The organism is Burkholderia sp. AU30280 (assembly GCF_020420125.1).
Classification (GTDB): Bacteria; Pseudomonadota; Gammaproteobacteria; order Burkholderiales; family Burkholderiaceae; genus Burkholderia.
The window spans coordinates 614,221-641,207 of sequence record NZ_JAIZRY010000001.1 but is presented as its reverse complement, the minus strand read 5'-3'; the positions used below and the strand labels follow the sequence as shown (position 1 = coordinate 641,207).

18 protein-coding genes and 1 tRNA gene are annotated in these 26,987 nt (G+C 65.2%); 10 read left to right on the top strand and 9 right to left on the bottom strand.

From position 1 onward, the window contains the following. The first annotated feature begins 45 nt into the window (after nt 1-45). Nucleotides 46-1,950: a 1-deoxy-D-xylulose-5-phosphate synthase gene (gene dxs / locus LGN17_RS02830; protein WP_175955045.1), complete on the top strand. Its 1,905-nt coding sequence runs from the start codon at nt 46-48 to the stop codon at nt 1,948-1,950. A 154-nt stretch (nt 1,951-2,104) separates the two neighbouring features. Further along, nucleotides 2,105-2,914: a GTP cyclohydrolase FolE2 gene (folE2, locus tag LGN17_RS02825; protein WP_011355803.1), complete on the top strand. Its 810-nt coding sequence runs from the start codon at nt 2,105-2,107 to the stop codon at nt 2,912-2,914. Nucleotides 2,915-3,005: 91 nt separating this feature from the next. Here the strand turns inward: folE2 and tsaD are convergent, their stop codons facing one another. Continuing rightward, entirely contained in the window at nt 3,006-4,046 is a 1,041-nt protein-coding gene (gene tsaD, locus LGN17_RS02820; RefSeq protein WP_175955052.1) for a tRNA (adenosine(37)-N6)-threonylcarbamoyltransferase complex transferase subunit TsaD, read from the bottom strand. 130 nt (nt 4,047-4,176) lie between these two features. Between tsaD and LGN17_RS02815 the strand changes: the two genes are divergently transcribed. The 7 genes from LGN17_RS02815 (at nt 4,177) to LGN17_RS02785 (ending at nt 12,839) form a co-directional block, all read left to right on the top strand. Beyond that, complete coding sequence (locus LGN17_RS02815; RefSeq protein ID WP_264165798.1) at nt 4,177-5,397, top strand: NAD(P)/FAD-dependent oxidoreductase; 1,221 nt, start codon at nt 4,177-4,179, stop codon at nt 5,395-5,397. A gap of 104 nt (nt 5,398-5,501) precedes the next feature. Further along, nucleotides 5,502-5,714: a 30S ribosomal protein S21 gene (gene rpsU / locus LGN17_RS02810; protein ID WP_006479415.1), complete on the top strand. Its 213-nt coding sequence runs from the start codon at nt 5,502-5,504 to the stop codon at nt 5,712-5,714. Nucleotides 5,715-5,924: 210 nt separating this feature from the next. Beyond that, a complete protein-coding gene (locus LGN17_RS02805) occupies nt 5,925-6,371 on the top strand; it encodes a GatB/YqeY domain-containing protein (protein WP_175965953.1) in 447 nt (148 codons plus the stop codon). Nucleotides 6,372-6,439: 68 nt separating this feature from the next. Next, complete coding sequence (gene dnaG, locus LGN17_RS02800) at nt 6,440-8,317, top strand: DNA primase (protein WP_226195064.1); 1,878 nt, start codon at nt 6,440-6,442, stop codon at nt 8,315-8,317. 88 nt (nt 8,318-8,405) lie between these two features. Then, on the top strand, nt 8,406-10,823 hold the full coding sequence (gene rpoD, locus LGN17_RS02795) for an RNA polymerase sigma factor RpoD (RefSeq protein ID WP_226195063.1): 2,418 nt from the start codon (nt 8,406-8,408) through the stop codon (nt 10,821-10,823). A 129-nt stretch (nt 10,824-10,952) separates the two neighbouring features. Continuing rightward, nucleotides 10,953-11,028, top strand: a tRNA-Ile gene (locus LGN17_RS02790). A gap of 260 nt (nt 11,029-11,288) precedes the next feature. Beyond that, nucleotides 11,289-12,839 (top strand): phospholipase D family protein, encoded by a 1,551-nt coding sequence (locus LGN17_RS02785; protein ID WP_226195062.1) that lies wholly within the window; start codon nt 11,289-11,291, stop codon nt 12,837-12,839. A gap of 22 nt (nt 12,840-12,861) precedes the next feature. On the opposite strand, the gene LGN17_RS02780 is transcribed toward LGN17_RS02785, so the two are convergent. Next, nucleotides 12,862-14,328 carry a PLP-dependent aminotransferase family protein gene (locus tag LGN17_RS02780; protein WP_226195061.1) on the bottom strand — a complete coding sequence of 489 codons (1,467 nt, stop codon included), beginning with the start codon at nt 14,326-14,328 and terminating at the stop codon, nt 12,862-12,864. A 313-nt stretch (nt 14,329-14,641) separates the two neighbouring features. Between LGN17_RS02780 and LGN17_RS02775 the strand changes: the two genes are divergently transcribed. Next, nucleotides 14,642-15,292: a pyridoxamine 5'-phosphate oxidase family protein gene (locus tag LGN17_RS02775; RefSeq protein ID WP_226195060.1), complete on the top strand. Its 651-nt coding sequence runs from the start codon at nt 14,642-14,644 to the stop codon at nt 15,290-15,292. A gap of 138 nt (nt 15,293-15,430) precedes the next feature. On the opposite strand, the gene LGN17_RS02770 is transcribed toward LGN17_RS02775, so the two are convergent. The 7 genes from LGN17_RS02770 to LGN17_RS02740 all read right to left on the bottom strand — a co-directional run bounded on the left by LGN17_RS02770 (nt 15,431) and on the right by LGN17_RS02740 (nt 26,949). Next, nucleotides 15,431-17,080: a DUF3300 domain-containing protein gene (locus tag LGN17_RS02770; protein ID WP_226195059.1), complete on the bottom strand. Its 1,650-nt coding sequence runs from the start codon at nt 17,078-17,080 to the stop codon at nt 15,431-15,433. Between the two features lie 450 nt (nt 17,081-17,530). Continuing rightward, nucleotides 17,531-19,363 carry a protease pro-enzyme activation domain-containing protein gene (locus LGN17_RS02765; protein WP_226195058.1) on the bottom strand — a complete coding sequence of 611 codons (1,833 nt, stop codon included), beginning with the start codon at nt 19,361-19,363 and terminating at the stop codon, nt 17,531-17,533. Between the two features lie 832 nt (nt 19,364-20,195). After that, nucleotides 20,196-20,807 carry an ankyrin repeat domain-containing protein gene (locus tag LGN17_RS02760; protein ID WP_226195057.1) on the bottom strand — a complete coding sequence of 204 codons (612 nt, stop codon included), beginning with the start codon at nt 20,805-20,807 and terminating at the stop codon, nt 20,196-20,198. Between the two features lie 77 nt (nt 20,808-20,884). Beyond that, the gene (locus LGN17_RS02755) at nt 20,885-22,420 is read right to left on the bottom strand and encodes a catalase (RefSeq protein WP_226195056.1); all 1,536 of its coding nucleotides are present in this window, start codon (nt 22,418-22,420) and stop codon (nt 20,885-20,887) included. A 327-nt stretch (nt 22,421-22,747) separates the two neighbouring features. After that, entirely contained in the window at nt 22,748-24,235 is a 1,488-nt protein-coding gene (locus LGN17_RS02750; RefSeq protein WP_226195055.1) for an efflux transporter outer membrane subunit, read from the bottom strand. Between the two features lie 13 nt (nt 24,236-24,248). Continuing rightward, entirely contained in the window at nt 24,249-25,835 is a 1,587-nt protein-coding gene (locus tag LGN17_RS02745; protein ID WP_226195054.1) for an MDR family MFS transporter, read from the bottom strand. Then, nucleotides 25,828-26,949: an HlyD family secretion protein gene (locus LGN17_RS02740; protein ID WP_226195053.1), complete on the bottom strand. Its 1,122-nt coding sequence runs from the start codon at nt 26,947-26,949 to the stop codon at nt 25,828-25,830. Before LGN17_RS02740 ends, LGN17_RS02745 begins: the two co-directional genes overlap by 8 nt. Nucleotides 26,950-26,987 lie beyond the last annotated feature (38 nt).

Below are 26,987 nucleotides of genomic sequence, written 5' to 3'. Positions count from 1 at the left end.
TGCAACAGAATGCGGGCGCGTTTGATTTCCTACAATGGAACGACGATGTACGACTTGCTGAAAACCATCGACGACCCGGCGGATTTGCGCCGCCTCGATCGTCGCCAACTTCAACCGCTCGCGGATGAACTGCGCGCGTTCGTGCTCGACAGCGTGTCGAAGACGGGCGGCCATTTGTCGTCCAACCTCGGGACGGTCGAGCTGACGATCGCGTTGCACTACGTGTTCAACACGCCGAACGATCGGATCGTCTGGGACGTGGGCCACCAGACCTACCCGCACAAGATCCTGACGGGCCGCCGCGACCAGATGCATTCGCTGCGCCAGCAGGACGGCATCTCGGGCTTCCCGCGTCGCAGCGAATCCGAATACGACACGTTCGGCACCGCGCACTCGAGCACGTCGATCTCGGCCGCGCTCGGCATGGCGATCGGCAGTCAGCTGAACGGCGACGACCGCTTCTCGATCGCCGTGATCGGCGACGGCGCGATGACGGCCGGCATGGCGTTCGAGGCGATGAACAACGCGGGCGTGTCGGAAGATGCGAAAGTGCTCGTGATCCTGAACGACAACGACATGTCGATCTCGCCGCCGGTCGGCGCGCTGAATCGCCATCTCGCCCGCCTGATGTCGGGCCGCTTCTATGCGGCCGCGCGCGCGGGCGTCGAGCGCGTGCTGAGCGTTGCGCCGCCGGTGCTGGAACTCGCGCGCAAGCTCGAGGAGCACGCGAAGGGCATGGTCGTGCCGGCCACGCTATTCGAGGAGTTCGGCTTCAACTACATCGGCCCGATCGACGGTCACGATCTCGATTCGCTGATCCCGACGCTGCAGAACATCCGTGAACTGCGCGGTCCGCAGTTCCTGCACGTGGTCACGAAGAAAGGCCAGGGCTACAAGCTCGCCGAAGCCGATCCCGTGCTCTATCACGGCCCGGGCAAGTTCAACCCGGCCGAAGGCATCAAGCCGTCGGCCGCGCCCGCGAAGAAGACGTACACGCAAGTATTCGGCGAGTGGCTGTGCGATGAAGCCGAGCGCGATACGCGCGTCGTCGGCATCACGCCCGCGATGCGCGAAGGCTCGGGCATGGTCGAGTTCGAAAAGCGCTTCAAGGAGCGCTACTACGACGTCGGCATCGCCGAGCAGCACGCGGTGACGTTTGCGGGCGGCCTCGCAACCGAAGGGCTGAAGCCGGTCGTCGCGATCTACTCGACGTTCCTGCAACGTGCGTACGACCAGCTGATCCACGACGTCGCGCTGCAGAACCTGCCGGTCGTGTTCGCGATCGACCGCGCGGGCCTCGTCGGCGCGGACGGCGCGACGCACGCGGGCGCGTACGATCTCGCGTTCATGCGCTGCATCCCGAACATGACGATCATGGCTGCGTCCGACGAGAACGAATGCCGCCAGATGCTGCACACGGCGCTGCAGCAGCCGAACCCGACCGCGGTGCGCTATCCGCGCGGCGCGGGCACGGGTGTGGCGACGGTGAAGGAATTCACCGAGATCCCGCTCGGCAAGGGTGAAGTGCGTCGCCGCACGTCGCAGCCGGAAGGCAAGCGCGTCGCAATCCTCGCGTTCGGCACGATGGTCGCACCGTCGCTCGCCGCGGCCGAGGAGCTCGATGCAACTGTCGCGAACATGCGCTTCGTGAAGCCGCTCGATGGGGCGCTCGTGCGTGAGCTCGCCGAGACGCACGATTACCTCGTCACGGTCGAGGAAGGCTGTGTGATGGGCGGCGCGGGCTCGGCCTGCGTGGAAGCCCTGATGGAGAGTGGGGTTATCCGACCCGTACTACAATTGGGCCTCCCTGACCTGTTCATCGATCACGGCGACCCCGCGAAGCTGCTGTCGCAATGCGGCCTCGACGGCGCGGGTATCGCGAAATCGATTCGCGAACGCTTTCTGAATCCGGCGGCCGACGTCGCCGGTCAGGCGAAGCGCGTCGCATAAGCTGGCGCCGCCTGCGGGCGGTGCCGGTGCGACTGGCGCAACCGGTCTTCATTGATGCGGAAAACATGGGCCTGCGGGCCCATGTTGCTTTTCCGGCTGCCGCATGACGCGGCGTGCGCGTCGTCGAACGCGCGGCTTACAAGGATTGAACAAGATGAACCAGATGAATCCCGCCTTCGTGATGCCCGACGTGCAGAGCACGGTGGATACCCGCCAGATTCCGATTCAGCGCGTGGGCGTGAAGGCGGTCCGGCATCCGTTGACGGTGTGTACCGAAAGCGGCGACGTGCAGCCGACCGTCGGTGTCTGGAACCTCGATGTCCGCCTGCCTGCCGACCAGAAGGGCACGCACATGTCGCGCTTCGTTGCGCTGCTCGAAGAGAATCGTGCGCCGCTCACGGTCGAGCGTTTCCGCGCGATGCTCGCGTCGATGCTCGAGAAGCTGGAAGCCGAGGCCGGCCGCATCGAAGTCACGTTTCCGTACTTCGTGAACAAGACGGCGCCGGTGTCGGGCGTGCAGAGCCTGCTCGATTATGAAGTGACGCTCGCGGGCGAAAGCCGCAACGGTGATACGCGCCTGTTCCTGAAGGTGCTCGTGCCCGTGACGAGCCTGTGCCCGTGCTCGAAGAAGATCTCGCAGTACGGCGCACACAACCAGCGTTCGCACGTGACGATCGATGCGGAGCTCGCGGCCGACCTGCCGGTCGAGGCGCTGATCCGCATCGCGGAGGAAGAGGCGTCGTGCGAGCTGTGGGGCCTGCTGAAGCGTCCGGACGAGAAGTTCGTCACCGAGCGTGCCTACGAGAATCCGAAGTTCGTCGAGGATCTCGTGCGTGACGTCGCGCAGCGTCTCGATGCGGACGAGCGTGTGGCGGCATACGTGCTCGAAGCCGAGAACTTCGAGTCGATCCACAATCACAGCGCGTATGCGCTGATCGAACGCGACAAGCGGCAGGCTGCATAACGCCGCGGCGTTTTGTCACGCTGATGGAACAAGGCCGCTCGAATGAGCGGCCTTTTGGTTTGCCGGTGCGACGTTGCGTCGCGTGCATGGCTCAGCGCGCGAGCGATGCGAGATCCCAGCGCGGCTTCACCGTGAATGCGTAGTCGGCATTCGCCTGCTCGGGCCAGCGGCCGAGCCGCAATGCGCCCGCAAGTGCGATCATCGCGCCGTTGTCGGTGCAGAGCGCGAGATCGGGGTAGTGTACGTCGAAGCCGCGCTTGGCTGCGGCGGCCGACAGCGCAGCGCGCAACTGACGGTTCGCGCCGACACCGCCCGCGACCACGAGGCGCTTGAGCTTCGTCTTCTTCAGCGCGGCGAGCGACTTGGCGACGAGCACGTCGACGGCCGCGTCGACGAAGCCGCGCGCAAGGTCGGCCTTCGCGCGCTCGAGTGCTTCGCCCTCGAGCTTTGCCGCTTCGAACTTCTTCATCTGCGTGAGCACGGCCGTCTTCAGGCCGCTGAAGCTGAAGTCGAGGTCGCCCGAGTGCAGCATCGGGCGCGGCAGCACGACCGCACCCGGCGTGCCGGTTTCAGCGAGCTTCGACACTTCCGGGCCGCCCGGGTAGCCGAGGCCGATCAGCTTGGCCGTCTTGTCGAATGCTTCGCCGGCCGCGTCGTCGAGCGTTTCGCCGAGCGTTTCATACACGCCGACGTCGGTCACGCGCATCAATTGCGTGTGACCGCCGGACACCAGCAGCGCCACGAACGGGAAGGGCGGCGGCTCGGCGACGAGCAGCGGCGACAGCAGGTGGCCTTCGAGGTGATGGATGCCGACGGTCGGCTTGTTCCAGGCGAGCGCGAGCGCATTCGCGATGCTCGCGCCGACCAGCAGCGCGCCGGCGAGGCCGGGGCCCTGCGTGAACGCGATCGCGTCGATGTCGTCGCGGCGCGTGCCGCTTTGCGCCATCACTTCCTCGAGCAGCGGCAGCGCGCGGCGGATGTGGTCGCGCGACGCGAGCTCGGGCACGACGCCGCCGTATTCGCGGTGCATGGCGATCTGCGAGTGAAGCGCGTGCGCGAGCAGGCCGCGCTGCGTGTCGTAGAGCGCGAGGCCGGTTTCGTCACAGGAGCTTTCGATGCCGAGAACGAGCATGGGTACGGGCAGGGCGCGCCGTATCGGGCACGCCGCGGGAAGGTCAACGTAACCGCAAAGTATAGCAGGCGGGGGGCTATCGCCGCCGGCAGCGGCCCGGGTCCGATGCCGGGCGGGTACAATTCGCGCCATGGAAACTTATGACATCGCCGTGATCGGCGCGGGCGCCGCCGGGATGATGAGCGCCGCGGTTGCCGGGCAGCTCGGCCGCCGCGTCGTGCTGATCGATCACGCGCCGCGGCTCGCCGAGAAGATCCGTATCTCGGGCGGCGGCCGCTGCAATTTCACGAACCTGTACGCCGGCCCCGACAACTACCTGTCGTCGAATCCCCATTTCGCGCGCTCGGCGCTGGCGCGCTATACGCCGCGCGACTTCCTCGGGCTGCTCAAGCGCCATCATGTGACCTGGCACGAAAAGCACAAGGGCCAGCTCTTTTGCGACCATGGCAGCGACGCGATCATCGACATGCTGAAGCACGAGTGCGATTCGGGCGGCGTCGCGTGGCGCCGGCCCGTCGTCGTCGACGCGGTGCGCCACGCGCCGGCCGACGGCTTCACGCTCGACACGCAGCAGGCGGGGACGATCGGCGCGCGCGCGCTGATCATCGCGACCGGCGGCCTGTCGATCCCGAAGATCGGCGCAACCGACTTCGGCTACCGGCTCGCCAAGCAGTTCGGTCACAAGCTCATCGATACGCGGCCCGCGCTCGTGCCGCTGACATTCGCGCAGCAAGACTGGGAGCCGTTCGCGGCGTTGTCCGGCGTATCGCTCGAAGTGCGCGTATCGACCGGCGACAAGAAACGCGGCGGCGAATTCGTCGAGGATCTGCTGCTGACCCATCGCGGCCTGTCCGGGCCCGGGATCCTGCAGATCTCGAGCTACTGGCAGCCTGGCGAGCCGATCCGCGTCGATCTGTTGCCGCAGCGCGACACGGTCGCCGACCTGCTCGACGCGAAGCGCACGTCAAGGCGCCAGATCGGTTCGCTGCTCGCGGACTGGGTGCCGTCGCGTCTCGCGCATGCGTGGCTCGACACGCATCGCGTCGCGGCCGACGCGCGGCTCGCGGACCTGCCCGACAAGACGCTGCGCCAGATCGGCGACGCGCTGTCCGGCTGGACGCTGACGCCCAACGGCACCGAGGGCTACAAGAAGGCCGAAGTGACGAAAGGTGGGGTCGATACGCGCGACCTGTCGTCGGCAACGATGATGAGCGCGCGCGTGCCGGGGCTGTTCTTCGTCGGCGAGGCGGTGGACGTGACGGGCTGGCTCGGCGGCTACAACTTCCAGTGGGCGTGGGCGTCCGGCACGGCGGCCGGACAGGCCGCGGCAGAGTATTCGCGCGGCACCTGACGGGCCGGAGACGCCGTTTTGGCGGGACCAGGCCCCGTGCCTTTAGACAATCGCTCTGCTATACTCGGTAGTCTTTCCCTGCAAACCTTTATTCGTGTCGGATCATGACGATCATTCGCGTTAAAGAGAACGAGCCGTTCGAAGTTGCAATGCGTCGCTTCAAGCGCACGATCGAGAAGAATGGTCTGCTGACCGAACTTCGCGCGCGCGAGTTTTACGAGAAGCCGACCGCGGAGCGCAAGCGCAAGAAGGCTGCTGCGGTGAAGCGTCATTACAAGCGTATCCGCAGCCAGACACTGCCGAAGAAGTTGTACTGAACGATTGGGCGCCGCGCGGTTCGCTGAGCGGCGCACCGGCGACTCCGTGCGATCGGGCGATCGCGAAAGATCGCGCCTGATCGTGCGACCGATCAGGCGAGCCGCCGATGCCGGATTCGAGCAACCCGCTTGAGACACTGTCCCAAGCGGGTTTTTGTGTTGACGCCCTTTTGGAGGGCGTCGGATTCACGTTTCCTTCCCGGGTGAGAGATGAGTTTGAAAGAGCAGATCAGCGAAGACATGAAGGCCGCGATGCGCGCGAAGGAAAGCGAGCGCCTGGCAACGATTCGTTTGCTGATGGCCGCGATCAAGCAGCGCGAAGTCGACGATCAGGTCACCCTCGACGACGCAGGCATCACGGCCGTGATCGACAAGATGATCAAGCAGCGCAAGGATTCGATCAGCCAGTTCCAGGCCGCCGGCCGTGACGATCTCGTCGCGAAGGAGCAGGCCGAACTGGTCGTGCTGAGCGGCTACATGCCCGAGCAGCTGTCGGAGGCCGAGGTGGCCGCCGAAGTCCAGGCAGCTGTCGCGCAGACGGGCGCCGCCGGCCCGCAGGACATGGGCAAGGTGATGGGCGTCCTGAAGGGCAAGCTCGCCGGCCGTGCCGACATGACGGCCATTTCCGCGCTGGTCAAGGCCGCGCTCACGAAGTAACACCTGCTTCCCCGGCGCGCAGTGCGTGCGCCGGGGTGTCGTATTGTCTTTTTTCGCTCGAACCCACGGTGATTCCGCATTCGTTCCTGCAGGATTTGCTGAACCGCGTCGATATCGTCGACGTGGTGGGCCGGTACGTGCAGCTCAAGAAGGGCGGCGCCAACTTCATGGGGCTGTGCCCGTTCCATAACGAGAAAAGCCCGTCGTTTACGGTCAGCCCGACCAAGCAGTTCTATCACTGCTTCGGTTGCGGCGCGCACGGTACGGCGATCGGCTTCCTGATGGAACACGCGGGGCTCACGTTCCCGGAAGCCGTGCAGGAGCTCGCGCAGTCCGTTGGCCTGACCGTGCCGCACGAGCCTTCGATGCGTGGCGGCGGTGGTGGCGGAGGCGGGGGTGGCGACTATCCTGCGCCGGTGTCGAAATCGGTCGCGACCGCGCTGTCCGATGCGATGACCGCCGCGTGCGACTACTACCGCAAGCAGCTGCGCGGCGCGACCGTCGCGATCCAGTACCTGAAGAACCGGGGCCTGACCGGCGAGATCGCCGCGCGCTTCGGGCTCGGCTATGCGCCGGACGGCTGGCAGAACCTCGAAGCCGCGTTCCCGGACTATCGCGACGAATCGCTGGTCGAGTCGGGGCTCGTGATCGTCAGCGAGAAGACCGATGCGCAGGGCGTTGCGCGCCGCTACGACCGGTTCCGCGAGCGGATCATGTTCCCGATCCGCAACGTGAAGGGGCAGGTGATCGGCTTCGGCGGGCGCGTGCTCGGCAGCGGCGAGCCGAAGTACCTGAATTCGCCTGAAACCCCGCTGTTCAACAAGGGCAGCGAGCTGTACGGCCTGTTCGAGGCGCGGCTCGCGATTCGCGAGCGCAAGTACGTGCTGGTCGTCGAAGGCTACATGGACGTCGTTGCGCTCGCGCAGCTCGGGTTCCCGAACGCGGTCGCGACGCTCGGCACCGCGTGCACGCCGATTCACGTGCAGAAGCTGTTGCGCCAGACCGATACGGTCATTTTCAGTTTCGACGGCGATTCGGCCGGGCGGCGGGCGGCGCGACGCGCGCTGGAGGCGTGCTTGCCGCATGCGGCGGACAACCGCACGATCCGGTTCCTTTTTCTGCCGGCCGAGCACGATCCGGACAGCTATGTGCGCGAGTTCGGCGCGGATGCGTTCTCCGAGCAGGTCGAGCGCGCCATGCCGCTGTCACAATTTCTGCTGAACGAAGCAATTGCCGGCAAGGCGCTCGACCAGCCGGAAGGCCGCGCGAAGGCGCTGTTCGATGCGAAGCCGCTGCTGCAGGCGCTGCCCGCGAATGCGTTGCGCGCGCAGATCATGCACATGTTCGCGGACCGCCTCGACATCCCGTTCGAAGAGGTCGCGGCGCTGTCCGACGTCGATACGCGGATCGCGCCGCCGCCGCGCCAGGCGCCCGCGCGCAGCGAGCGGCGCCGCGTGACGGACAGCGAAAAGCGTGCGCTGCGCACGCTGGTGATGCATCCGCGTATCGCGTCGCAGCTCGACGACGAACAAATTGCGACCTTGCGCGCATTGCCGCGCATCGGCGAATTGTTCGCGGAAGTCGTCGATCATGCGCGCGCGCTGGGCGACGGCGCGGAGTTCCGGCTGCTGTCGGATGTCCTGCGGACGTCCTCGAATGGAGCGACTTACGAGGAAATCTTCCGCGAAATTCTGGACTATGATGAAAACGTCCGCGACTTGCTGTTACAGAATCCGGAAGACGAGACGGTGCCCGAGCGGCAGCGTGAACAGGAACGGATCGCGGGGGAGGAACTGCAGGCGGCGGTGCTCAAGATGCGTTACGACGCCTGCTGCGACCGGCTCGACAGGCTGGCGCGGCAGTCCACCTTCACACCCGAGGAATTGGCCGAATTGACGGAATTGAACCAGCAGCGAACCGACATGAAGCGTCGGCTCGGGCTGTAGGCGGCCGGGGAGCTTAGAGAGGGCTCCCCAGCGTGCTATAATATAAGGTTTCCAGCGGTTTGTTTTCCAAGCAGAGGCGAGAATCGCGATGGCAAAGACGACAGGCGGAAAGAAAGCAACGGGCAAGGGCTCGACGGAGCCGACCAGAAAGGTCACAGCGGCCAAGTCTGCTTCTTCCACCAGGACAACGTCTTCAGCCACGTCAGCCGCTGCAGGAAAGAAAACCGCGGCCGGCACTGCTCAGGCTGCGCCGGCACCGGCAGCCAGAACACGGGCTGCCGCCAGACCCGACTCCGGGCCGGCCAAGCCGGCGGCGAAGCGGGCAAGTGCGAAAAGCGCAAGGGACACGACTGCCGCCGCGGACGAAACGGCAGTACGTACTACTCATGCACCCACGGTTCAACCGGCTGTCGTCCAGCAGCCGCGAGTCGATATAGCCGGTACGGCGAACTCCATGACCAAAAAGCTGAACGAAGTATCCGTCGAAGACGACGCAAATCAGAGCGACGAGCAGCCCGCAGCGGCGGCTGCACCGGGCAAATCCAAGGTGCGCGATCGTCGCGCCAAGGAAAAGGCGCTGCTGAAGGAAGCGTTCGCGACGAGCACGCCGGGTACGGCCGAGGAGCTCGAAGAGCGCCGCGTGAAACTGCGCGCGCTGATCAAGCTCGGCAAGGAGCGTGGCTTCCTGACGTACGCCGAAATCAACGACCACCTGCCGGACAACTTCACCGAGACCGAAGCCCTCGAAGGCATCATCGGCACGTTCAACGACATGGGCGTGGCGGTCTACGAGCAGGCGCCGGACGCGGAAACGCTGCTCCTGAACGACAACGCGCCCGCCGCGTCGTCGGACGATGAAGTCGAAGAGGAAGCGGAAGTCGCGCTGTCCACCGTCGATTCGGAATTCGGCCGCACGACCGATCCGGTCCGGATGTACATGCGTGAAATGGGCACGGTCGAGCTGCTCACGCGCGAAGGCGAAATCGAGATCGCGAAGCGGATCGAGGACGGCCTGCGCCACATGGTGATGGCCATCTCCGCGTGCCCGACGACGATCGCCGACATCCTCGCGATGGCCGAACGCGTCGCGAACGAAGAGATCCGCGTCGACGAACTCGTCGACGGCCTGCTCGATCCGAATGCTTCGGACTCCGCTGACACCGACGGCTTCTCCGCGAAGGAAGCGGAAGCCATCGAGAACGAGGACGAGGAAGCCGAAGAGGAAGAGGAAGAAGAGGAAGAGGAGGAAGACGACGGTGCCGCCCAGGCATCGGCCAACGCCGCCCAGCTCGAAGCCCTCAAGCGTGCCTCGCTCGAGAAGTTCGCGCAGATCAGCGAGTGGTTCGACAAGATGCGCCGCGCGTTCGAAAAGGAAGGCTACAAGTCGAAGGCCTACCTGAAGGCGCAGGAAACGATCCAGAGCGAACTGATGACGATCCGCTTCACCGCGCGTACCGTCGAACGCCTGTGCGACACGCTGCGCGCGCAGGTGGACGAAGTGCGTCAGGTCGAGCGCCAGATCCTGCACATCGTCGTCGACAAGTGCGGCATGCCGCGTTCGGAATTCATCGCGCGCTTCCCGGGCAATGAAACCGACCTCGACTGGGCCGAGAAGATCATGGCCGAAGGCCATTCGTACAGCGCGGTGCTGTCGCGTAACGTTCCGGCGATCCGCGAACAGCAGCAGCGCCTGCTCGACCTGCAGGCGCGCGTCGTGCTGCCGCTGAAGGACCTGAAGGAAACCAACCGCCAGATGGCGGCCGGCGAACTGAAGGCACGCCAGGCGAAGCGCGAAATGACCGAGGCGAACCTGCGTCTCGTGATCTCAATCGCGAAGAAGTACACGAACCGCGGCCTGCAATTCCTCGACCTGATCCAGGAAGGCAACATCGGCCTGATGAAGGCGGTGGACAAGTTCGAATACCGTCGCGGCTACAAGTTCTCGACCTATGCGACGTGGTGGATCCGTCAGGCCATCACGCGCTCGATCGCCGACCAGGCGCGCACGATCCGGATTCCGGTTCACATGATCGAGACGATCAACAAGATGAACCGCATCTCGCGGCAGATCCTGCAGGAAACCGGTCTCGAGCCGGATCCGGCCACGCTCGCCGAGAAGATGGAAATGCCGGAAGACAAGATCCGCAAGATCATGAAGATCGCGAAGGAGCCGATCTCGATGGAAACGCCGATCGGTGACGACGACGATTCCCATCTCGGCGACTTCATCGAGGACACCAACACGGTCGCGCCGGCGGATGCCGCGCTGCATGCCAGCATGCGCGACGTCGTGAAGGACGTGCTCGATTCGCTGACGCCGCGCGAGGCGAAGGTGCTGCGGATGCGTTTCGGCATCGAGATGAGCACGGACCACACGCTCGAGGAAGTCGGCAAGCAGTTCGACGTCACGCGCGAGCGGATCCGTCAGATCGAGGCCAAGGCGCTGCGCAAGCTGCGTCACCCGAGCCGTTCCGACAAGCTGAAGTCGTTCCTCGAAGGGAACTGATTTCCAGCGTCTCTCCTGCGAACGCCGCCGGTATCCGCGTGATGCCGGTGGCGTTTGTCTCCTTTGTTGTTACAATGCCGGCCCGGCTTCTTTGTCGGGGAGGCGTGTGACACGCTTTACTTCTCATCAGGGCTTGTAGCTCAGCGGTTAGAGCAGTCGACTCATAATCGATTGGTCGCGGGTTCGAACCCCGCCGGGCCCACCAGATTTCATGCGCGCGCTCGCGCAGCATGCCGAAAACCCGCGATGGCTTCATGCGTCGCGGGTTTTTCTTTGCGTGGACGCGAGACGAGCGTCAGGGTCAGGAAAGTACCGGGAAGGTGCCGTGTCGCAGTCAATCGAAGTATGCTGTAGCGCGGCCGTTCCACACGCGACATCGGTTGCGGCCGAAGGAAAGCCAAACAGCCCCGCGATCCATCCGGCGGCGAGAATAAACAGACTTCGGCCGGGAGTGGGGCGGCGATCATGACCATGCTGCGTTCGTGGGGTGCGATTCTTTCGTTGCTGGCGCTCGTTGCCTGCGCGAGCCTGCCGCCGCAGGCCGATCGCGCGCCGACGCACGCATACACCGATACGGGCAACACGCGGCTGGGTATCGCGTTCCGGCAGCAAGCCAGCACGCATCCGGGGCAGGACGCGTTTCATCTGCTGACCGATCCGGTCGACGCGCTGGATGCGCGCGTGTTGCTGGCCGATCGCGCGGACCGCTCGCTCGACCTTCAGTACTACATCTGGCATGACGACCTGACCGGGCACGAACTGGCCGACGCGATCATTCGCGCGGCCGATCGCGGCGTGCGCGTCCGTGCGTTGCTCGACGACCTCGGCACGAACGCGGACGACCGCAAGCTGCTCGAGATCAGTTCGCATCCGAACATCGAGATCCGGCTGTTCAATCCGGTCGCCACGCGCCGGTTAAAGAAGATCGGCACCGTGTTCGAGTTCTCGCGCGTCAACCGGCGCATGCACAACAAGGCGATGATCGCGGACAACCAGGTGGCGATCGTCGGCGGCCGCAATATCGGCGACGAGTATTTCGGCGCGTCGTCGATGCTGGAGTTCGGCGATCTCGACGTCGTCGTGCATGGTCCGGCCGTGAAGGACATCTCGACCGAATTCGATACGTTCTGGAATTCTCCGTACGCGTATCCGATCAGTGCGCTGGTCGGCCATGATGCGGCGCCGGGCGGCCTGGACCGCGAGCGCGAACGGTTACGCGATTACCTGAGGGCCATGGAGGACAATCCGTACGTGCTCGAGGCCAGGCAGCGGCTCGACCGGATCGTTCACGGGCAGGGCACGAAACTGTCGTGGGGCCACGCGACGGTGCTGTACGACGATCCGTCGAAGATCGCGCACGCGCCGAAGGACAGCGACGGGCACCTGATGCCGCAGTTGCGGGCACTCGCATTGCAGCCCGAACATGATCTGCTGATCGTGTCGCCGTATTTCGTGCCGGGCAAGGAGGTCGTCGAGCGGCTGCACGCGCTTACGGCGCGTGGCGTGCGCGTGACGGTGCTGACCAACTCGCTCGCGTCGACCGACGTGGCGGCCGTGCATGCGGGCTACCGGCACTACCGAAGCGATCTCTTGGCCGCCGGCGTGCGGCTTTACGAACGGCGGCCGTCGGGCGACAAGAGCATTTCGAAGCAGGTCATCATCGGGTCGTCGCGTGCGTCGCTGCATGCGAAGACCTACGTGTTCGATCACAAGAGCATTTTCATCGGGTCGATGAATCTCGATCCGCGCTCGCTGAACCTCAATACGGAGATCGGCGTTTACTGCGAGAGTCCGGCGATTGCGTCGCAGGTGGCCAACGATCTGGAAGCGCGGCTCGATCGAATCGCGTGGCGCGTCGAGCCGAGGACCGATTCGGCGGGCAAAGGGCAGCTCAAGTGGATTCAGACCGATTCGGACGGCAAGGTCACCGAGCTCGATCACGAACCGGAAGTGTCCGCCGCGCGGCGGATGGAAGTCTGGTTTCTCGGGCTGTTTCCGATCGAATCGCAACTGTGAGCGACGCTGCCGCACGCGACATTCAGCAACGCGTGCGGCGGTGCTGGTCGATGACGGCCGCGAGCTGCATCGTGGCGGCTTCGATCGTCGCGTCGCTCAGCCCGGCGTATCCCAGCACGAAGCCGTTGTACGGCCGGCCGTCGCCGACCCGGTAGCTGCTCAGCGGCTGAAGCAGCAGGCCACGTGCGGCTGCGGCGCGTGCGACGTCGGTATCGTGCAGCGGCATCGCGAGATCCGCCGACAGATGCATGCCGCCCGGGCTTTCGCGAACGCTCAGCACCGTGCCGAGGTGGCGGCCGAGTGCGGCTTCGAGGCTGCGCCGCCGCTCGGCGTACAGCGTCCTCATCCTGCGCAGGTGTCGCGCAAAGAGGCCGGTGTCGATGAATTCGGCCATCGCCAGTTGATCGGCCGAGTGGCCGCGATGGACGAGTTCGCGCAGCGTGCTGGTGAAGCGTTCGACCAGAATCGACGGAACCACCATGAAGCCGAGCCGAAGGGCGGGAAACATCGTCTTGCTGAAAGTACCGAGATAGCAGACCGGTGCGTCGGCACGCAGGCCCTGGATCGCGGGCAGCGGCTGGCCGCCGTGGCGGAACTCGCTGTCGTAATCGTCCTCGATGATCCACGCGCCGCACGCACGTGCGTGCTCGACGAGCGCCGCGCGCCGCCGGGGGCTCATCAGCGCGCCGAGCGGGTATTGGTGCGACGGCGTCGTATAGATCAGCCGGGGCGGCCGGGTGCGCCACTGTTCGTCGGTTGGCGCCATCCCTTCGCGGTCGACTTCGATCGACACGAGCTCCAGGCCGGTCGACCGGAATGCGGTTCGGGCGCCGTTGTAGCAGGGGTTCTCGAGCCAGCCATACTCACCGGGATCCGCCAGCATGCGCGCGCACAGTTCGAGGCTGCCTTGCGTGCCGTCGGTGATGAATACCTGGTCTGTTTCGCAGCGCACGCCTCGCGAGACCCGGATGTAGGCGGCCACGGCACGCCGCAATTCGGGTAGCCCTTCGACCGGGCCATATGCGAGCTGGCTGGGCTTGATGACTTTCCACGCGCGCTCGATGCAGCGGCGCCATTGGGCAACGGGGAATTCATCGAGCGAAGGGAGGCCGGGAACGAACGGCAACATGCGTTCGGGTTCGGGATCGGCGTTCTCCAGCCCGTGCACGCGCCCGGACAATCGAACCGGGGCCGGGCCGCTTTCGAGCGCTGCGCCAGAACGGCCGCATCCGTCCCATCGCGTGATCGTCCCGTTTCGCGTGGCCGCGACGAAACCTTCCTCGGCAAGGCGCTCGTACGCATAGACCGCCGAGTTGCGCGCGATACCCAGCTCGGCTGCGAGCACACGCGTCGACGCGAGCCGCGTGCCGGGCGGGATGCGTCCGTCCAGCAGCATGTCGCGCAGGCTCCGGTAGAGGGCTTCCTGCTGGCTGTGTCGTGCCGTGCCGTCCTGTCTGGAAAGCGATGAGATGAGCAGCGCGAGATCCATGGGCTGGTTCTAGAATTTTTCGTTGAGCTGGTTCTTTTGAAGATTCGACGCGCATCGTATCGTTCGCGTTCTCGTGGTGCCGGCCGGTGCGCGGGCATTTCCGGGGATCGTCACGAATAGTGGCACGCGCGTATTTTGATCGATCTGGCAAGCGGCTGTCGATGGGCCGATCGACCGGTCGCTCGCGCGTGGAAGCAGTAGCGTTCGATTCGATTCACTTCGTAGTGCAAATATATTTGGAGCGAATGCCCGGGTCTTGCCGGAACGCGGGTCGCTCGATGCGCGCAAGGGCGCGCGAACAGGAAAACGAAACATGAAAGACCAGACCGTCATCTCCCCCGCATCCCGCACCACCATTCGCCGCCTGCCGGAACTGGCAAACCATGATCGCGACATGCTTCATCGCATCGTGGACGAGGCCTACGTGTGCCACATCGCATTCGGTTCGGGCGAGGACACGCACTGCATCCCGACCGCGCACTGGAGGCGCGGCGACGATCTCTATATTCACGGGTCCAACGGCAGCCGGATGATCAAGGCGCTGGCGGCGGGTGCGCCGGCCTCCGTCGCGATTACGTTGCTGGACGGTCTCGTGTTGGCCAGGTCGGCCTTCAACCATTCGATGAATTATCGATCCGCGGTGATCTACGGGCGGTTCGAGATGGTGGAGGGTCGGGCGGACAAGCTGGTGGCGCTGGATGCATTGATGGACAAGATCGCGCCCGGTCGCAAGCATGATGCGCGGCCCGGCAACGAGAAGGAGGTCAATGCGACCAGCGTGCTGCGGATTGCCCTCGCGGAAGCCGCTGTAAAAGTCAGCGATTCGATGCCGTCCGACAAGGAAGACGATCTCGCGCTCGCTGTCTGGACGGGGATCCTGCCGTTGAAGACGACGCGCAGCGCGCCGGTTCATGCCGACAGCAACATGCCGGTGCCGGACTACGTCCGGAACTGGGCCGAGTGAGTTGCGCGGCAACGCCGCGCGGTATGGCCGAAAACGGCGGCGTGCGACGTGTTGCGCCGCGTTGCCTCGGCATGACAGCGAGACACGGGTTTCGCCGGACAGCAGCGCGAATGCCACGCTGCCGTGACGAGGTGGGCTTCAGTCGGCGCGATGCTCGTGCGTCTCGTGCGGCGGATGCGGCTCGTCAGGGTGCGGACGCGGTACGGGTGCGTGCTCGGGGGCCGGTTGCCGCGGCTGCGGTGCCGCGTGTTCCTGCGGCTGCGCTTCGTTGCGCGGCGGCGTTTCCTTGTGCAATTGCTGCTGAGTCTCGTTGTGCGGCTGTATTGCTTCGCGCTGCCGTTGCTGCTCCGCATTGCGTTGCTGCATTTCCTCGCGCTGCTGTTGCTCTGCCGCGTTGTGTTGTTGCATTTCCGCGCGTTGTTGCTGCTGTGTCGCGTTGTGCGGTTGCATCGCCTCACGCTGCTGCTCAGCTTCGTTGCGCTGCTGCTGCAGCAATTGCTGTTGCTGCGCGATCCCGCGATTTTCCGGTGCGGCGTGCTCCGGCTGTCGCGCCTCGCGCATCGCGCCAGGCGCATGTTGCGTCGACGCTTCTGCGTGCGGCGCGTTCGCACGGTTCTGCGCGAACGCGTCGGGCGCCGGCCGCGCGCCGGGGCGCGTATCGTTCGCGCCGAAGTGCGGCGTCGTCATCGGCACGGCGCCCGGCTGCAGCGTGTTGCGTTCGATCGTCGTGTTCGTCGTGTTGTTGGTGACGTTGCCGCCGTAGTTGTTCGTAATTCGCGTGTTGCGAATGTTGGTGATGTGGTTGACCACGGTGGTCGACTTCGACACGTACGTGGTGTGGTTGTACACCACGGCCGGACGCTGCCAGCCGCCATTCCAGCCGGGGCCTTCCCGACGCGGCGCGCCCCAGTTCATGCCCCATGCGTGCCAGCCCCAGTCGTGGTGCCCGAAGATCGCGGCGCCGACGGCGACGCCGACGCCGAACGTGATCACGCCGGCGGCAACGACTTCTCCCGTGCTGTATGACGGCGGCCGATACACGTAGCCGGGGTAGGCCGAAACCGGCTCGCCGTAGACGACCGTCGGGTTGTACGACGGGACGTAGACGACGTCGGGCTGTGCGGATTCGATCTCGATGGCCTGCGCGGGCGGCGGTACGATCGCCGGTCCGGCGTAGACCACGGGCGCATCGGTGGCCGGGGTGTAGCCGGTCGGTGCGGCCTGCGCGACTTGCGTGACCCGCATCTGGCCGCCTGAGCGGAGATGGCCGGAGGCCTGCGCGCGCTGGCGCATCACCTGGATCGCGTTCATCACGTCGGTGGGGTCGTTGTAGTAAGCCGGGCCGAGCGACGTGGTCCAGGCCGGGTTCGACGCCATCTGCGACAGTACCGCGGGGAACGCGGTCAATGCCTTGACGGACGGATCCCACGGCTGCGTATCGGCGGCGGTCGCGAGTGCCTGCCCCTTCAGCGACGGATTCTGCATGACCCAGTTGTTGGCTGCCGTGACCTGGTCCGGGTAGGTTGCACCCGCAAGCACCAGCGCGACGAGTTTGTCGGGGAAGAGTGCGATCGGCGCGACCATCTGGTAGAGCTGGTCGGCACTCGGAGGCGTGTAGGCGACGGGCGCGGATGCGGGCTGTGCCGCCGCGGCCGCACTCGCATCGCTGGCCGCAGCGGCGGTGCTGGTGTTCCCGTTCTTGTTGCAGGCCGAGAGGCCGAGCAGCGACACGATGAGGGTCGACGCGATCAGCGTCCTGACGGGGCGGTGTGCACGTGCGTGGGTCATGTTGTGCGTTCGGTGTTGTGTCGGTGTTGGCGGATATGCGGGCCGCGCGATCGGCTCGAGCACTGTGCCGCGACCGTTTGCACATGCTCCGGAGGCATCGGCCGGAGCAGGCGAAGGTCGTGTTCGCATGGTGATTGTCCCGCGACGAATCGATATATCCAGTTAAACGCACGACGCACGCGGAAGTTGTCCGGGTGTTGTGTAACAGTATGTGTACCTTGCAGTCCGTAAGCGGGCTGGCACGGCCACGGCAATGATAATGAAAGTTGCTTGCGCAACGATTGAAAGGTTGATGAGTGCGTCACTGCGCCGGATGCTGCGCCGCGAGATTACGCGGAACGCAAAAAACCCGCGAAGGTTTTGCGGCCTTCGCGGGTTGTCCAAACGGTCCCATCCGATTCCATGCGTGCGCGACGGTGCACACGCGGAACCGGAGCGGTCACCGCTCCATCAGCGTGCGAAATCCGGCGTGCTCTGGATGAACGCGTTCAGCTTCGAGATGTTCACGCTGCCGAAGCCCGTCGTCGCGTCCCAGCCGGCCTTCGCCTTGTAGCCGTAGGTGCCGCTGCCGTTGTTGCCGGATGTGACGTCGTGCAGCAGGGCCGCGTTGCTCGGGAAGTACTTGTAGATACTCGACGCGGGGAACCCGAGCGCATTGTTGTTCGCGGACTGCAGGCGCGCCCAGATGCCCGTGAAGATCGGCGCGGCGAGGCTCGTGCCGCCTTCGTTGTTCAGGTAGCCCGAGCCCCACAGCGTGTCGGAGGTCTGGCCGTTCACGACGAGAATCGCGCCGGTGCGCAGGTCCGCGTCGAAGCCGACGTCAGGCAGTGCGCGCTTGGTCGACCCGGTGAGGCTCGACGATTGCCACGACGGCGCGGCTTCGTACTTGCTGTACCCGCCACCCGTCGACCACACGGTCCCCGGCTGCCAGCTCGGATCGTTCCAGACGATCTCGCTGTTGTACGCGTTGTTCGACGTATTCGTGAACAGTGTCGTGCCGCCCACCGCGATCACGTACGGCGATGTTGCCGGCTCGCTCACCGTGTAGGTCGAGCGCGACGGCGTACCGCTCGCGCATTCGTACGCGCCGTGATCGCCGGCGGATACCGAGAAGGTCTGCCCCTGTGCGATCGCCTGCTTGAAGATCGTGTCGTCGGTTGCCTGCGAGCCGGTGCTGTTCGCGGACGATTCACACACACCGAGCGACACGTTGATCACCTTCGCGACGTTGTCGGTCACGGCCTTGTTGTACGCGGCGGTGATCGCCGTGAGCGTCATCGACGGTGCGACGTAGAACACGACCTGCTTCACGCTGCCGCCGGCCGCGCCGACGATCGACTGGCTGTCGAGGTTCCATTCGACGGTGCCGTCGGTGTCGGTGTACGAACTGCCGGACGGGCCCGTCTTCACGATGCGGCTGCTGATCGAGCCGAGGCTGTTGTTTGCGGCGAACGTATTGAGGTCGCTCACCGTCTGCGACAGATCGCCTTCGGAGATGATGCCGACGGTGGTCTGCGAGGCAGTCGGCGTACCGTCGCCGCCATAGAGCGACGAGAATTCGGTCGGGTTGTGCGGCACCGCCGATGCGCCGGCCGGAATCGTCAGGTTGCTGGTGTTGCCTTGCGGCCGGCTGCCCGCGCCCGTGTGCATCAACTCGACGTTCTGCAGGCCCAGCACGGCGCCCACGACGCCGCCGATCGCGTTCGGCACTTGCGCGGCGTCGGTATTCGCATAGACGCTGCGGCCGTTGCGCGTGAAGCGCTTGAGCGTCGTGCGGAACGCTGACTTGATGGTTGCCGCGGTGCCGGATGCGGATACCAGCAGGCGGTTCGGCGCGACCACGATGTTCACGAAGCCTGCCTTGCGCAGATGCGCGACGACCGACGCGACCTGCTGGTCGGTCGGCGCATATTGCGATGCGAACTGCGCCGGCGTGAGGAACTGCCTGTAGTGCGGCGAACCAGGCGTATGCAGGTCGTGCAGGTATTGGTCGAGTTGTGCTTCGTTGCGCAGGTTCAACCCGAGCACGATGTCCACCGATTCGCCCGGCGCCATCTCGATTGCCGCTGCTGCAGCGGCGGCCGTGCTCGCGGCAGGCGCGCCGGCCGTACCGGCTTCGCTCTGCTGCACGAGCGGCAGGAAGCCCTTGGTGCGCGTTTCCGTCCAGCCGGCCGCAGGCGCGGCGTGGACGGTTGCCATGCCGAACGACGCGGCGGCGGCTGCGGCAAATGCGAGCTTGACGAGGCGAATGTGCTTTTGTTTCTTGTCTGCAACCTGATTCATTTGAATTACCCCTCCGGTTGAACATCGAACAGCACGAACAACAACGGTCGACAGCGATGCGGGTCATGCACCGCCGATTTCTGCCGCATGCGTGCGGATGGCACGGACGCGACAGGGCCTTTCACCCGATCCGGAAACGTGTTGTTTCTCCGGGGGCGAAATACGGAAAGCGCGGTAACGGGAAGGCTGCGCCGCGATACGACGCAACTGCGCCGGACCTGGCGCGGGCGGGATGGCTAGAGCAACAGTTTCGGTGTCCTGCTCATTTTGTTCGATCCTTCGGCGCGCTGCCGGATGGCAGTCGTCCAATGAGATGCATCGGGATGTTGCATGCGCCGGCGCGCGAGCGATACAGCCGGCGGCGAGCACTTCGGTGCGGCGGAAGCGAAAAAACGTCGAGCGGAAGCGAGTGCGTAGTGAACAATTCGTCAGATTGCTTGCATCGGACGTTATCAAGAACGAAAGCGCGATGTCAAACTTTTTTTGATTATATGAAATTAAATTAAATCGAATAAGTGAAATGTTTTTGAAAAGATTGACGGTGTTTTGTAATGTTTGGCGGTGACAAAAAAGGTAATGCCCAATTCGATTTGCCGATAGTGACTGGTTTGATGCGTAATGGGTGCAATTGGCCGATCGGGTTCGAGCCGTGACTCGAATCGCTGGGGCGCACCATTCTTCGTCCGGTACGGAATCGAGCAGCCCGATCCAGGGCGGATCGCTTTCTACCGGCTGCTCGACGAGTTTTTATTCTGCGAGGTGTCGAGAGCGACGTAAGAGATCGCTTCCTTGCCTCCCTGCGTTATCTGAAACAAGCAGGAATCCAGCTTTTCTACTGCCCCGCACCTGCTTGCCGCAGCGCGTCAACAGCTTCCGTGTTGTCGTGCGACTGCGCGAGCTGCAGCAGCGACTGGCCGCGTCGATCGACATGATTCGGATTCGCGCCACGCGCGACGAGAAGCGGAATCAGGTCGAATCGATTGAACAACGTGGCAAATCCCAGCGCCGTTTCCCCGGCGCCGTTCGTCTGGTCGATCGGGCAATTCGTGTCGATCAGGCGCCGCGCGATGTCGGGTTCGTTCTTGAAGAGGGCACCCATCAGCGCCGTGTTGCCGTGACGGTCGCCGGCGCATGCGTTCGCGCCGGCCGACAGCAGATAGTCGAGTGCGGCTGGCTGGCCGTCGTAGGACGCGAGTATCACGGCCGTAAAGCCGTGGCTGTCGGTGGCGTCGAGTGGATAGCCGGCGTCGTGCAATGCACGCAGGATGTCGACGCGTCCGACGCGGGCGGCATCGAACCAGTCGCTGTCGTAGCGGCGCAGCGCGGCAGGATCGGCCGGCGAATAGGCCGGCCGGTCGGGAAGGTGCGCGCAACCGGCGATCGCGGCCAGCACTAGGGCCGTCGTGGTCGAGCGGATCGCGCGGGTCAGCCGTTTGGATTGCATGGGGATGTCCTGATGTGTGGGGCAGGTCGACGTGCGCGGTGCAACCCCGCACGTCGACGGCGACCGCAGCCGCGGGATCAGTTCTCGCTCAGCTTCGACGCGAGCGATTGCACTTGCCGGACGTCGGCATGAACGGCCTGCGCAAGACGCGTGCCGTAGTCGGCGTCAGCCTTGTAGAAGTACGACAGCATCGCGTACTGGTTGTGAGCGTTCGTCACCTTGCCGAGATCGCCGGACAGCGCGGTGATCAGGTCGTCCCTGTCCTGCTGCGACAGGCTGCGGTAGTACTCGCCCGCCTGGCGGAACCGCAGCTTCTTGTGGATCGCTTCCTGCTGAGTCGTTCCGCCGAGCGTCATGCGCACGGATTTGTACTGCGGGTCCGGCGCGAGTTCATGCAGCGTCGACGGTTCGTAGTTCACGTCGCCCTTGCGGTCGCCGGCGTTCATCTTCCCGTCCTGGTTGTTGTTGACCACCGGCACGACGGGCCGGTTGATCGGCAGGTCCATGTAGTTTGCGCCGAGCCGGTACATCTGCGTGTCGGCGTACGCGAACAGGCGGTCCTGCAGCATCCGGTCTTCGGACGGCTCGATGCCCGGCACGAGTCGCGACGGCGCGAACGCCGATTCCTCGGTCGACTGGAAGTAGTTGTCGGGCACGCGGTTCAGCGTCATCGTGCCGATCTTGCGCTCGGGGACGCCGGTCCAGACCTTCGTGTCGTCCAGCGCATCGAAGTCGAACCGGTTCAGGTCCTGCGGCGTGAGCACCTGCACGTACAGATCCCACTTCGGGAAGTCGCCTTGCTTCAGCGCGCCGTACAGGTCGTTCGTCATCATGTTCCAGTCGCGCCCGATCGATGCGTCGATGTCTTGCGGACGCAGGCCGTGTACGCCTTGCTGGCTTTTCCAGTGGAACTTCACGTAGTGCACGTCGCCGTGCGCATTGACGAACTTGAATGCGTGAACCGCGAAGCCGTCCATGTGACGGTATGAATCGGGCATGCCCGCATTCGTGTACAGCATCGTCAGCATGTTCGTCGCTTCGGGGGTGTTCGCGAAGAAGTCGAATGCGAGGTTCGGATCCTGTACGCCGGTCACGGCGCTCGGCTTGTTCGCGTGAACGAAGTCGGGGAACTTGATGCCGTCGCGAATGAAGAACACGGGCCAGTTGATGCCGACCATGTCCCAGTTGCCCTGTTGCGTATAGAACTTCACCGCGAAGCCGCGGGGATCGCGCGCCTGTTCGGGCGAGCCGCGATAGCCCATCACGGTGGAGAAGCGGACGAACACGGGCGTGCGGGTGCCTGGCGCGAAGACCGTCGCTTTCGTCAGGTTCGAGATGTCGGCGCTCGGCACGAACTCGCCGAATGCGCCGGTGCCGCGTGCATGCACGACCCGTTCCGGAATGCGTTCGCGATCGAAACGCTGCAGTTTCTCGATGAGTGCGGAGTCCTGCAGGAGTACGGGGCCCGCAGGGCCGGCCGTCTGCGAATTCTCGTTGTCGCCGACGGGGGCGCCGGTGTCTCGAGTGAGCTCGGCGGCATGGGGAGACGCAGAAAGTGCAACGCAGAGCGCGGCGACTGCGTGTCTCAGCACGCGATTGGAGGATGAGGACATGACGATGGAACTCCTTGAATCCGATCGGTGGTGGGGAAGCCGACTGAATTAGAAGAGATCGTCAGACGATTGGCTAATTGATATTCGATATGTTTCCGATAGCAGCGTCGTCGATGCGGGGTGAGCGTGGCTGTTATCCGCGCAGACTGCGAATATTGTTGCGCGCGCAATGAGTTGTTGCATCGCGTACGATGACGCGACCCGCGAGCATCGAGCGTGGACGATCGAACGTGTGATGCCTAGCGTGGATGTTGCGATCAGCCTTTCAAGCATCGGCGCCGCGGCGGCCTCGACCAACCCGGCCGTGCGGCACCGATCAATTTGCCGTCAACTTGCGCCCGCCTGCCACCCGAGCCCGAGGTTCTTCTGCAGCGACACATAGTCCTTGATCAGTTCGGCCTGCCCGGCGATCACGTTCTGCTGTGCGGACAACGCCTCGCGTTGCGTATCGAGCAGGTCGATCAGCGATGCGACACCCGCGCGATAGCGCTCGTCCATCAACGATCGGGAATGCACGGCCGACGTCTGCACCTTGGTGAGCGCAACGACGTGCTCGCGCTGGTGCCCGTAGCGCTGCAATGCCGTGTTGGCATCCTGCAAGGCGCCGAGCACCACCTTCTGATAATTCGCTTCCGCTTCGTCGCGCGATGCTTCGGCCGCGCGCACCGCACCGCGCGTGCGTCCGAAGTCGAGAATATTCCATTGCAGATACGGCGCGCCGACCCAGGTGAAGTTCTGCTTGCGGAACAGGTGGCCCGGGTCGGTCGCGCTGAAACCGAGATCGCCGAGCAGCGTCACCTTCGGGAAGTAATCGGCGACATGCTCGCCGATCTGCGCGTTGCTCGATGCGAGCCGGCGTTCGGCCGCGCGAATGTCGGGGCGCCGTTTCAACAGCGTGGCCGGATCGCCGATCGCGACGCTGCCGGGTAGCGTCGGCAGCGGTGCATCCGGTGTCGACAGCGTTGCGTCGAGCGCACCGGGCGCGCGGCCCGTGAGGATCGCGAGCCGGTCGAGCGATTCCGTCACCTGCGCGTCGAGCGGGATCAGAGACGCACGCGTGTTTTCGACCTGTGTCGTCAGGCGTTCAATGTCGACATCCGCGGCGACGCCGCGCGCGCGGCGCTGCTGCGTGAGGTCGAGCATCTTCTGCTGCAACTCGGCGGTGCGCCGCGACAGCGCGAGCCGTTGCTGCTGGTCGCGCAGGTCGACGTATGCGTTCGCGACCTCGGCCGCGATCGACACCTGCGTATCGGCGAGGTCGGCGTCGACCGCTTCCGCCTGTGCGGATGCGGCTTCGACCGCGCGACGGGTACCGCCGAACAGGTCGATTTCCCAGGTTGCGTCGAAGCCTGCCGAATAGAGCTGCAGCGGGCCCGAGCCGCCTGGCAACGGCGATGTTGCGCCCGACTGGCTCGAGCCGTTCGACGGCAGCAGCGAACCGAGTGCGCTGACGTCCGGCTCGCGCATGCGGATGGCGGCGACGGTGGCCGACGATTTCGGCAACTGCGCCGCGCGCTGTTGCGAGAGCTGCGCGCGCGACGCACGCAAGCGCGCCTGCGCAGCGTGCAGATCGGGGTTGTACGCGAGCGCGGCGGTGATCAGGTCGTCGAGCTGGCGATCGTCGAGCGTGTGCCACCACGCGCTCGGCATGGGCGCAGTGGTGTCGATGCCGGAGGCCGGTGCGCGAACGAAAGTCGGCGCATCCGGCGCGGCGGGCGCGCCGTGGTAGTCGGGGCCGACCGTGCAGCCGGCAAGCAGGGACGCGGCCGCGCACAGCGTGAGCGCAGGGCGGCGGGGCAGGGAGAAGGGTTTCATCGCGTAAGACGGTTCAGTGGCCGGACGACATCGGCTGCGGCCCGCGCGGCGTTCTCAGCAGCAGCGCGAGCGGCACGCAGGCGAGCAGTGCGAGGCCCAGCAGGTAAAAGGTTTCGGAATAGGTCATCACGACCGCCTGGATCTGGATCTGCTGCGCCAGCTGTCCGAGCGCGCGCATGTTCGAATACGCGAGGTCGCCGGTGTGCGCGAACCAGTTGGCCGCGTAGGCCGATAGCCGCTCCTGCCCGATCAGCGAGTTCGCCGTCACCGATTCGCGGAGCACGGCCGTATGGAAGGTCGTGCGCCGGTCGATCACGGTGCCGATGATCGCGAGCCCGATCGAGCCGCCGAGATTGCGCGCCATGTTGTAGAGTCCGGCCGCATCGCCCGAGTCTTCGCGTGCGACGGCCGCCATCGATGCCTGGTTGAGCGGCATCATCGCGAGCATCTGCGCGACGCCGCGGATCAGTTGCGACCAGACGAAGTCGTGGCCGACGCTCTGCGCGGTCAGGCTGATGTCGAGCATGCAGCTCAGGCAGAACAGCAGCAGCCCCGAGATCACGAGGATGCGGAAATCGACCTTGCCGAGCAGGCGCGGCAGGATCGGCATCACGAGAAAGGCGGGCAGCCCCGACAGCAGCATGATCGCGCCTGCCTGTTCCGCGTTGTAGCCGGCGACGATCGCGAGGAACTGCGGCAGCAGATAGGACACGCCGTACAGCCCGGCACCGACCGCCGACACGATCACGATCACGCTCGCGTAGCGCGGATTGCGCATCAGCGACAGCCGCACGATCGGCCGCTTCGCAAGGATCTGCGACAACGCGATCAGGATCATCCCGGCGAACGACACGATGCTCAGCGTGACGATCATCTGCGATTCGAACCAGCGTTCGCGCTGGCCTTCCTCGAGCACGACGGTCAGCGAGCTCAGCCCGATCGCGAGGCCGAAGATTCCGAGCCAGTCCGCGTTCAGGAATGCGTGCCATTGCGGGCGGTCCGACGGCAGCCCGAATATCAACAGCGCCATCAGCAGCAGGCACACGGGCAGGTTCAGGAAGAAGCACCAGCTCCAGTTCACGTTCTCCGCGAGCCAGCCGCCGAGGACGGGGCCGAACAGCGGCCCGAGCAGCACGATCAGGCCGAACAGCGTCATGCCGACCGGTAGCTGCGACAGCGGCAGCCGCGTGCGGATGATGGTCTGCGCGGTCGGGATCAATGCGCCGCCGGTGAAGCCCTGGCCGATCCGGCCGGCGATCATCATCGGCAGCGAATGCGACCAGCCGCACATCATCGAGAACGCGATGAACAGCGCGGAGTTCGTCAGCAGGAAATTACGCAGCCCGAACACGCGCGTGAGCCATGCGGCGAGCGGGATCATCACGATCTCCGACATCAGGTAGCCGGTCGAGATCCACGTGCCTTCGGTGCCGGTTGCGCCGATTTCGCCCTGGATCTGCGGCAGCGCGGAGTTCGTGATCGAGATGTCGAGCGTCGCCATCAGCGCGCCGAGCGCGCCGGCCGCGACCGCGATCCAGTCGGTCACGCTCGCGCGGCCTTCGTGCGGCGGCGTGGGCATCGTGGCGGACGGTTCAGCCATGGTGCGTCTCGTCGCGGGTCGAGCGTGTATCGACGTCGACCGTCACCGACAGCCCCGGCAGCAGCATGCGCTGCGCGCGGGCGTTCGCGGCGAGGCGGATGCGCACCGGCACGCGCTGGACGATCTTCGTGAAGTTGCCGGTCGCGTTCTCGGGCGGCAGCAGCGCGAACTGCGCGCCCGTGCCGGGTGCGAAGCTGTCGACGACGCCGGACAGCGCGCCGTCCGGCAGCGCGTCGACGTGCAGTTCGACGGGCTGGCCGATGCGCATGTTGCCGATCTGCGTTTCCTTGAAGTTCGCGACGAGGTAGATCGCGTCGACGGGCACGACAGTCAGGAGGCGCGTGCCGGGCTGCACGTATTGACCGACGCGCACCGTGCGATCGCCGACGCGGCCGTCGAGCGTGCTGCGCACGATCGTGTTGTCGAGGTCGAGCTGCGCCTGCGCGGCGCTGGCCTGCGCGGCCTCGAGTTGCGCGCGCGCCTGCTGGAGCTGCGCGGTGAACGACGCGATCTGCGTGCGGGCGGCGGCGATCGACGCGTTGTTCGCGGCGAGCGTCGCGGCCGCCTGATCGCGCGTGCTCTTCAGGTCAGCCACGCGTTCGTGCGTTTCCGCACCGGTCGCCGCGAGCGGCGCATAGCGCGAGTATTCGTCGCTGGCGTGCTGCGCATTGATGCGCGACACCTTCGCCTGCGCGTCGGCCTGTTCGAGATTCGCATGCTGCTGGCTGATCTCGGCTTCGGCGCGTGCGATATCCGCGCGGCGCGCGTCGACGGTCGCAAGCGATTGCGCGAGCGCGACCTGGTACTGGCGGACGTCGAGCCGCACGAGCGGATCGCCGGCCTTCACGGCCTGGTTGTCGCGCACATACACGTCGGTCACGTAGCCGGCAACCTTCGGCGCGGCGGTCATGCTGTCCGCCTGCAAGTACGCGTCGTTGGTGCTTTCGATGAAGCGGCCGACGGTCCACCATCGGCCGAGCCAGACGGCGCCGCCGATGGCCGCCAGCACGGCGGCGACGAGCAGGACGCGCCGCTTCGTGCTGTTGCCGTTTCGCGGGGTTGTTCCGTTTTCCTGACGATTTGCTTTCTGTGGAGAGTCTTGCAGCGTCGACATGCGGGCGTCCAATTTATTCCAAGTGGAAGAATTATTCC

What these genes read in the sequence shown, in the direction of transcription:
- dxs (WP_175955045.1), top strand. Translation starts at nt 46, where the DNA reads ATGTACGACTTGCTGAAAACCATCGACGACCCGGCGGATTTGCGCCGC.
- folE2 (WP_011355803.1), top strand. Translation starts at nt 2,105, where the DNA reads ATGAACCAGATGAATCCCGCCTTCGTGATGCCCGACGTGCAGAGCACG.
- tsaD (WP_175955052.1), bottom strand. Translation starts at nt 4,046, where the DNA reads ATGCTCGTTCTCGGCATCGAAAGCTCCTGTGACGAAACCGGCCTCGCG.
- LGN17_RS02815 (WP_264165798.1), top strand. Translation starts at nt 4,177, where the DNA reads ATGGAAACTTATGACATCGCCGTGATCGGCGCGGGCGCCGCCGGGATG.
- rpsU (WP_006479415.1), top strand. Translation starts at nt 5,502, where the DNA reads ATGACGATCATTCGCGTTAAAGAGAACGAGCCGTTCGAAGTTGCAATG.
- LGN17_RS02805 (WP_175965953.1), top strand. Translation starts at nt 5,925, where the DNA reads ATGAGTTTGAAAGAGCAGATCAGCGAAGACATGAAGGCCGCGATGCGC.
- rpoD (WP_226195063.1), top strand. Translation starts at nt 8,406, where the DNA reads ATGGCAAAGACGACAGGCGGAAAGAAAGCAACGGGCAAGGGCTCGACG.
- LGN17_RS02785 (WP_226195062.1), top strand. Translation starts at nt 11,289, where the DNA reads ATGACCATGCTGCGTTCGTGGGGTGCGATTCTTTCGTTGCTGGCGCTC.
- LGN17_RS02780 (WP_226195061.1), bottom strand. Translation starts at nt 14,328, where the DNA reads ATGGATCTCGCGCTGCTCATCTCATCGCTTTCCAGACAGGACGGCACG.
- LGN17_RS02775 (WP_226195060.1), top strand. Translation starts at nt 14,642, where the DNA reads ATGAAAGACCAGACCGTCATCTCCCCCGCATCCCGCACCACCATTCGC.
- LGN17_RS02770 (WP_226195059.1), bottom strand. Translation starts at nt 17,080, where the DNA reads ATGACCCACGCACGTGCACACCGCCCCGTCAGGACGCTGATCGCGTCG.
- LGN17_RS02765 (WP_226195058.1), bottom strand. Translation starts at nt 19,363, where the DNA reads ATGAATCAGGTTGCAGACAAGAAACAAAAGCACATTCGCCTCGTCAAG.
- LGN17_RS02760 (WP_226195057.1), bottom strand. Translation starts at nt 20,807, where the DNA reads ATGCAATCCAAACGGCTGACCCGCGCGATCCGCTCGACCACGACGGCC.
- LGN17_RS02755 (WP_226195056.1), bottom strand. Translation starts at nt 22,420, where the DNA reads ATGTCCTCATCCTCCAATCGCGTGCTGAGACACGCAGTCGCCGCGCTC.
- LGN17_RS02750 (WP_226195055.1), bottom strand. Translation starts at nt 24,235, where the DNA reads ATGAAACCCTTCTCCCTGCCCCGCCGCCCTGCGCTCACGCTGTGCGCG.
- LGN17_RS02745 (WP_226195054.1), bottom strand. Translation starts at nt 25,835, where the DNA reads ATGGCTGAACCGTCCGCCACGATGCCCACGCCGCCGCACGAAGGCCGC.
- LGN17_RS02740 (WP_226195053.1), bottom strand. Translation starts at nt 26,949, where the DNA reads ATGTCGACGCTGCAAGACTCTCCACAGAAAGCAAATCGTCAGGAAAAC.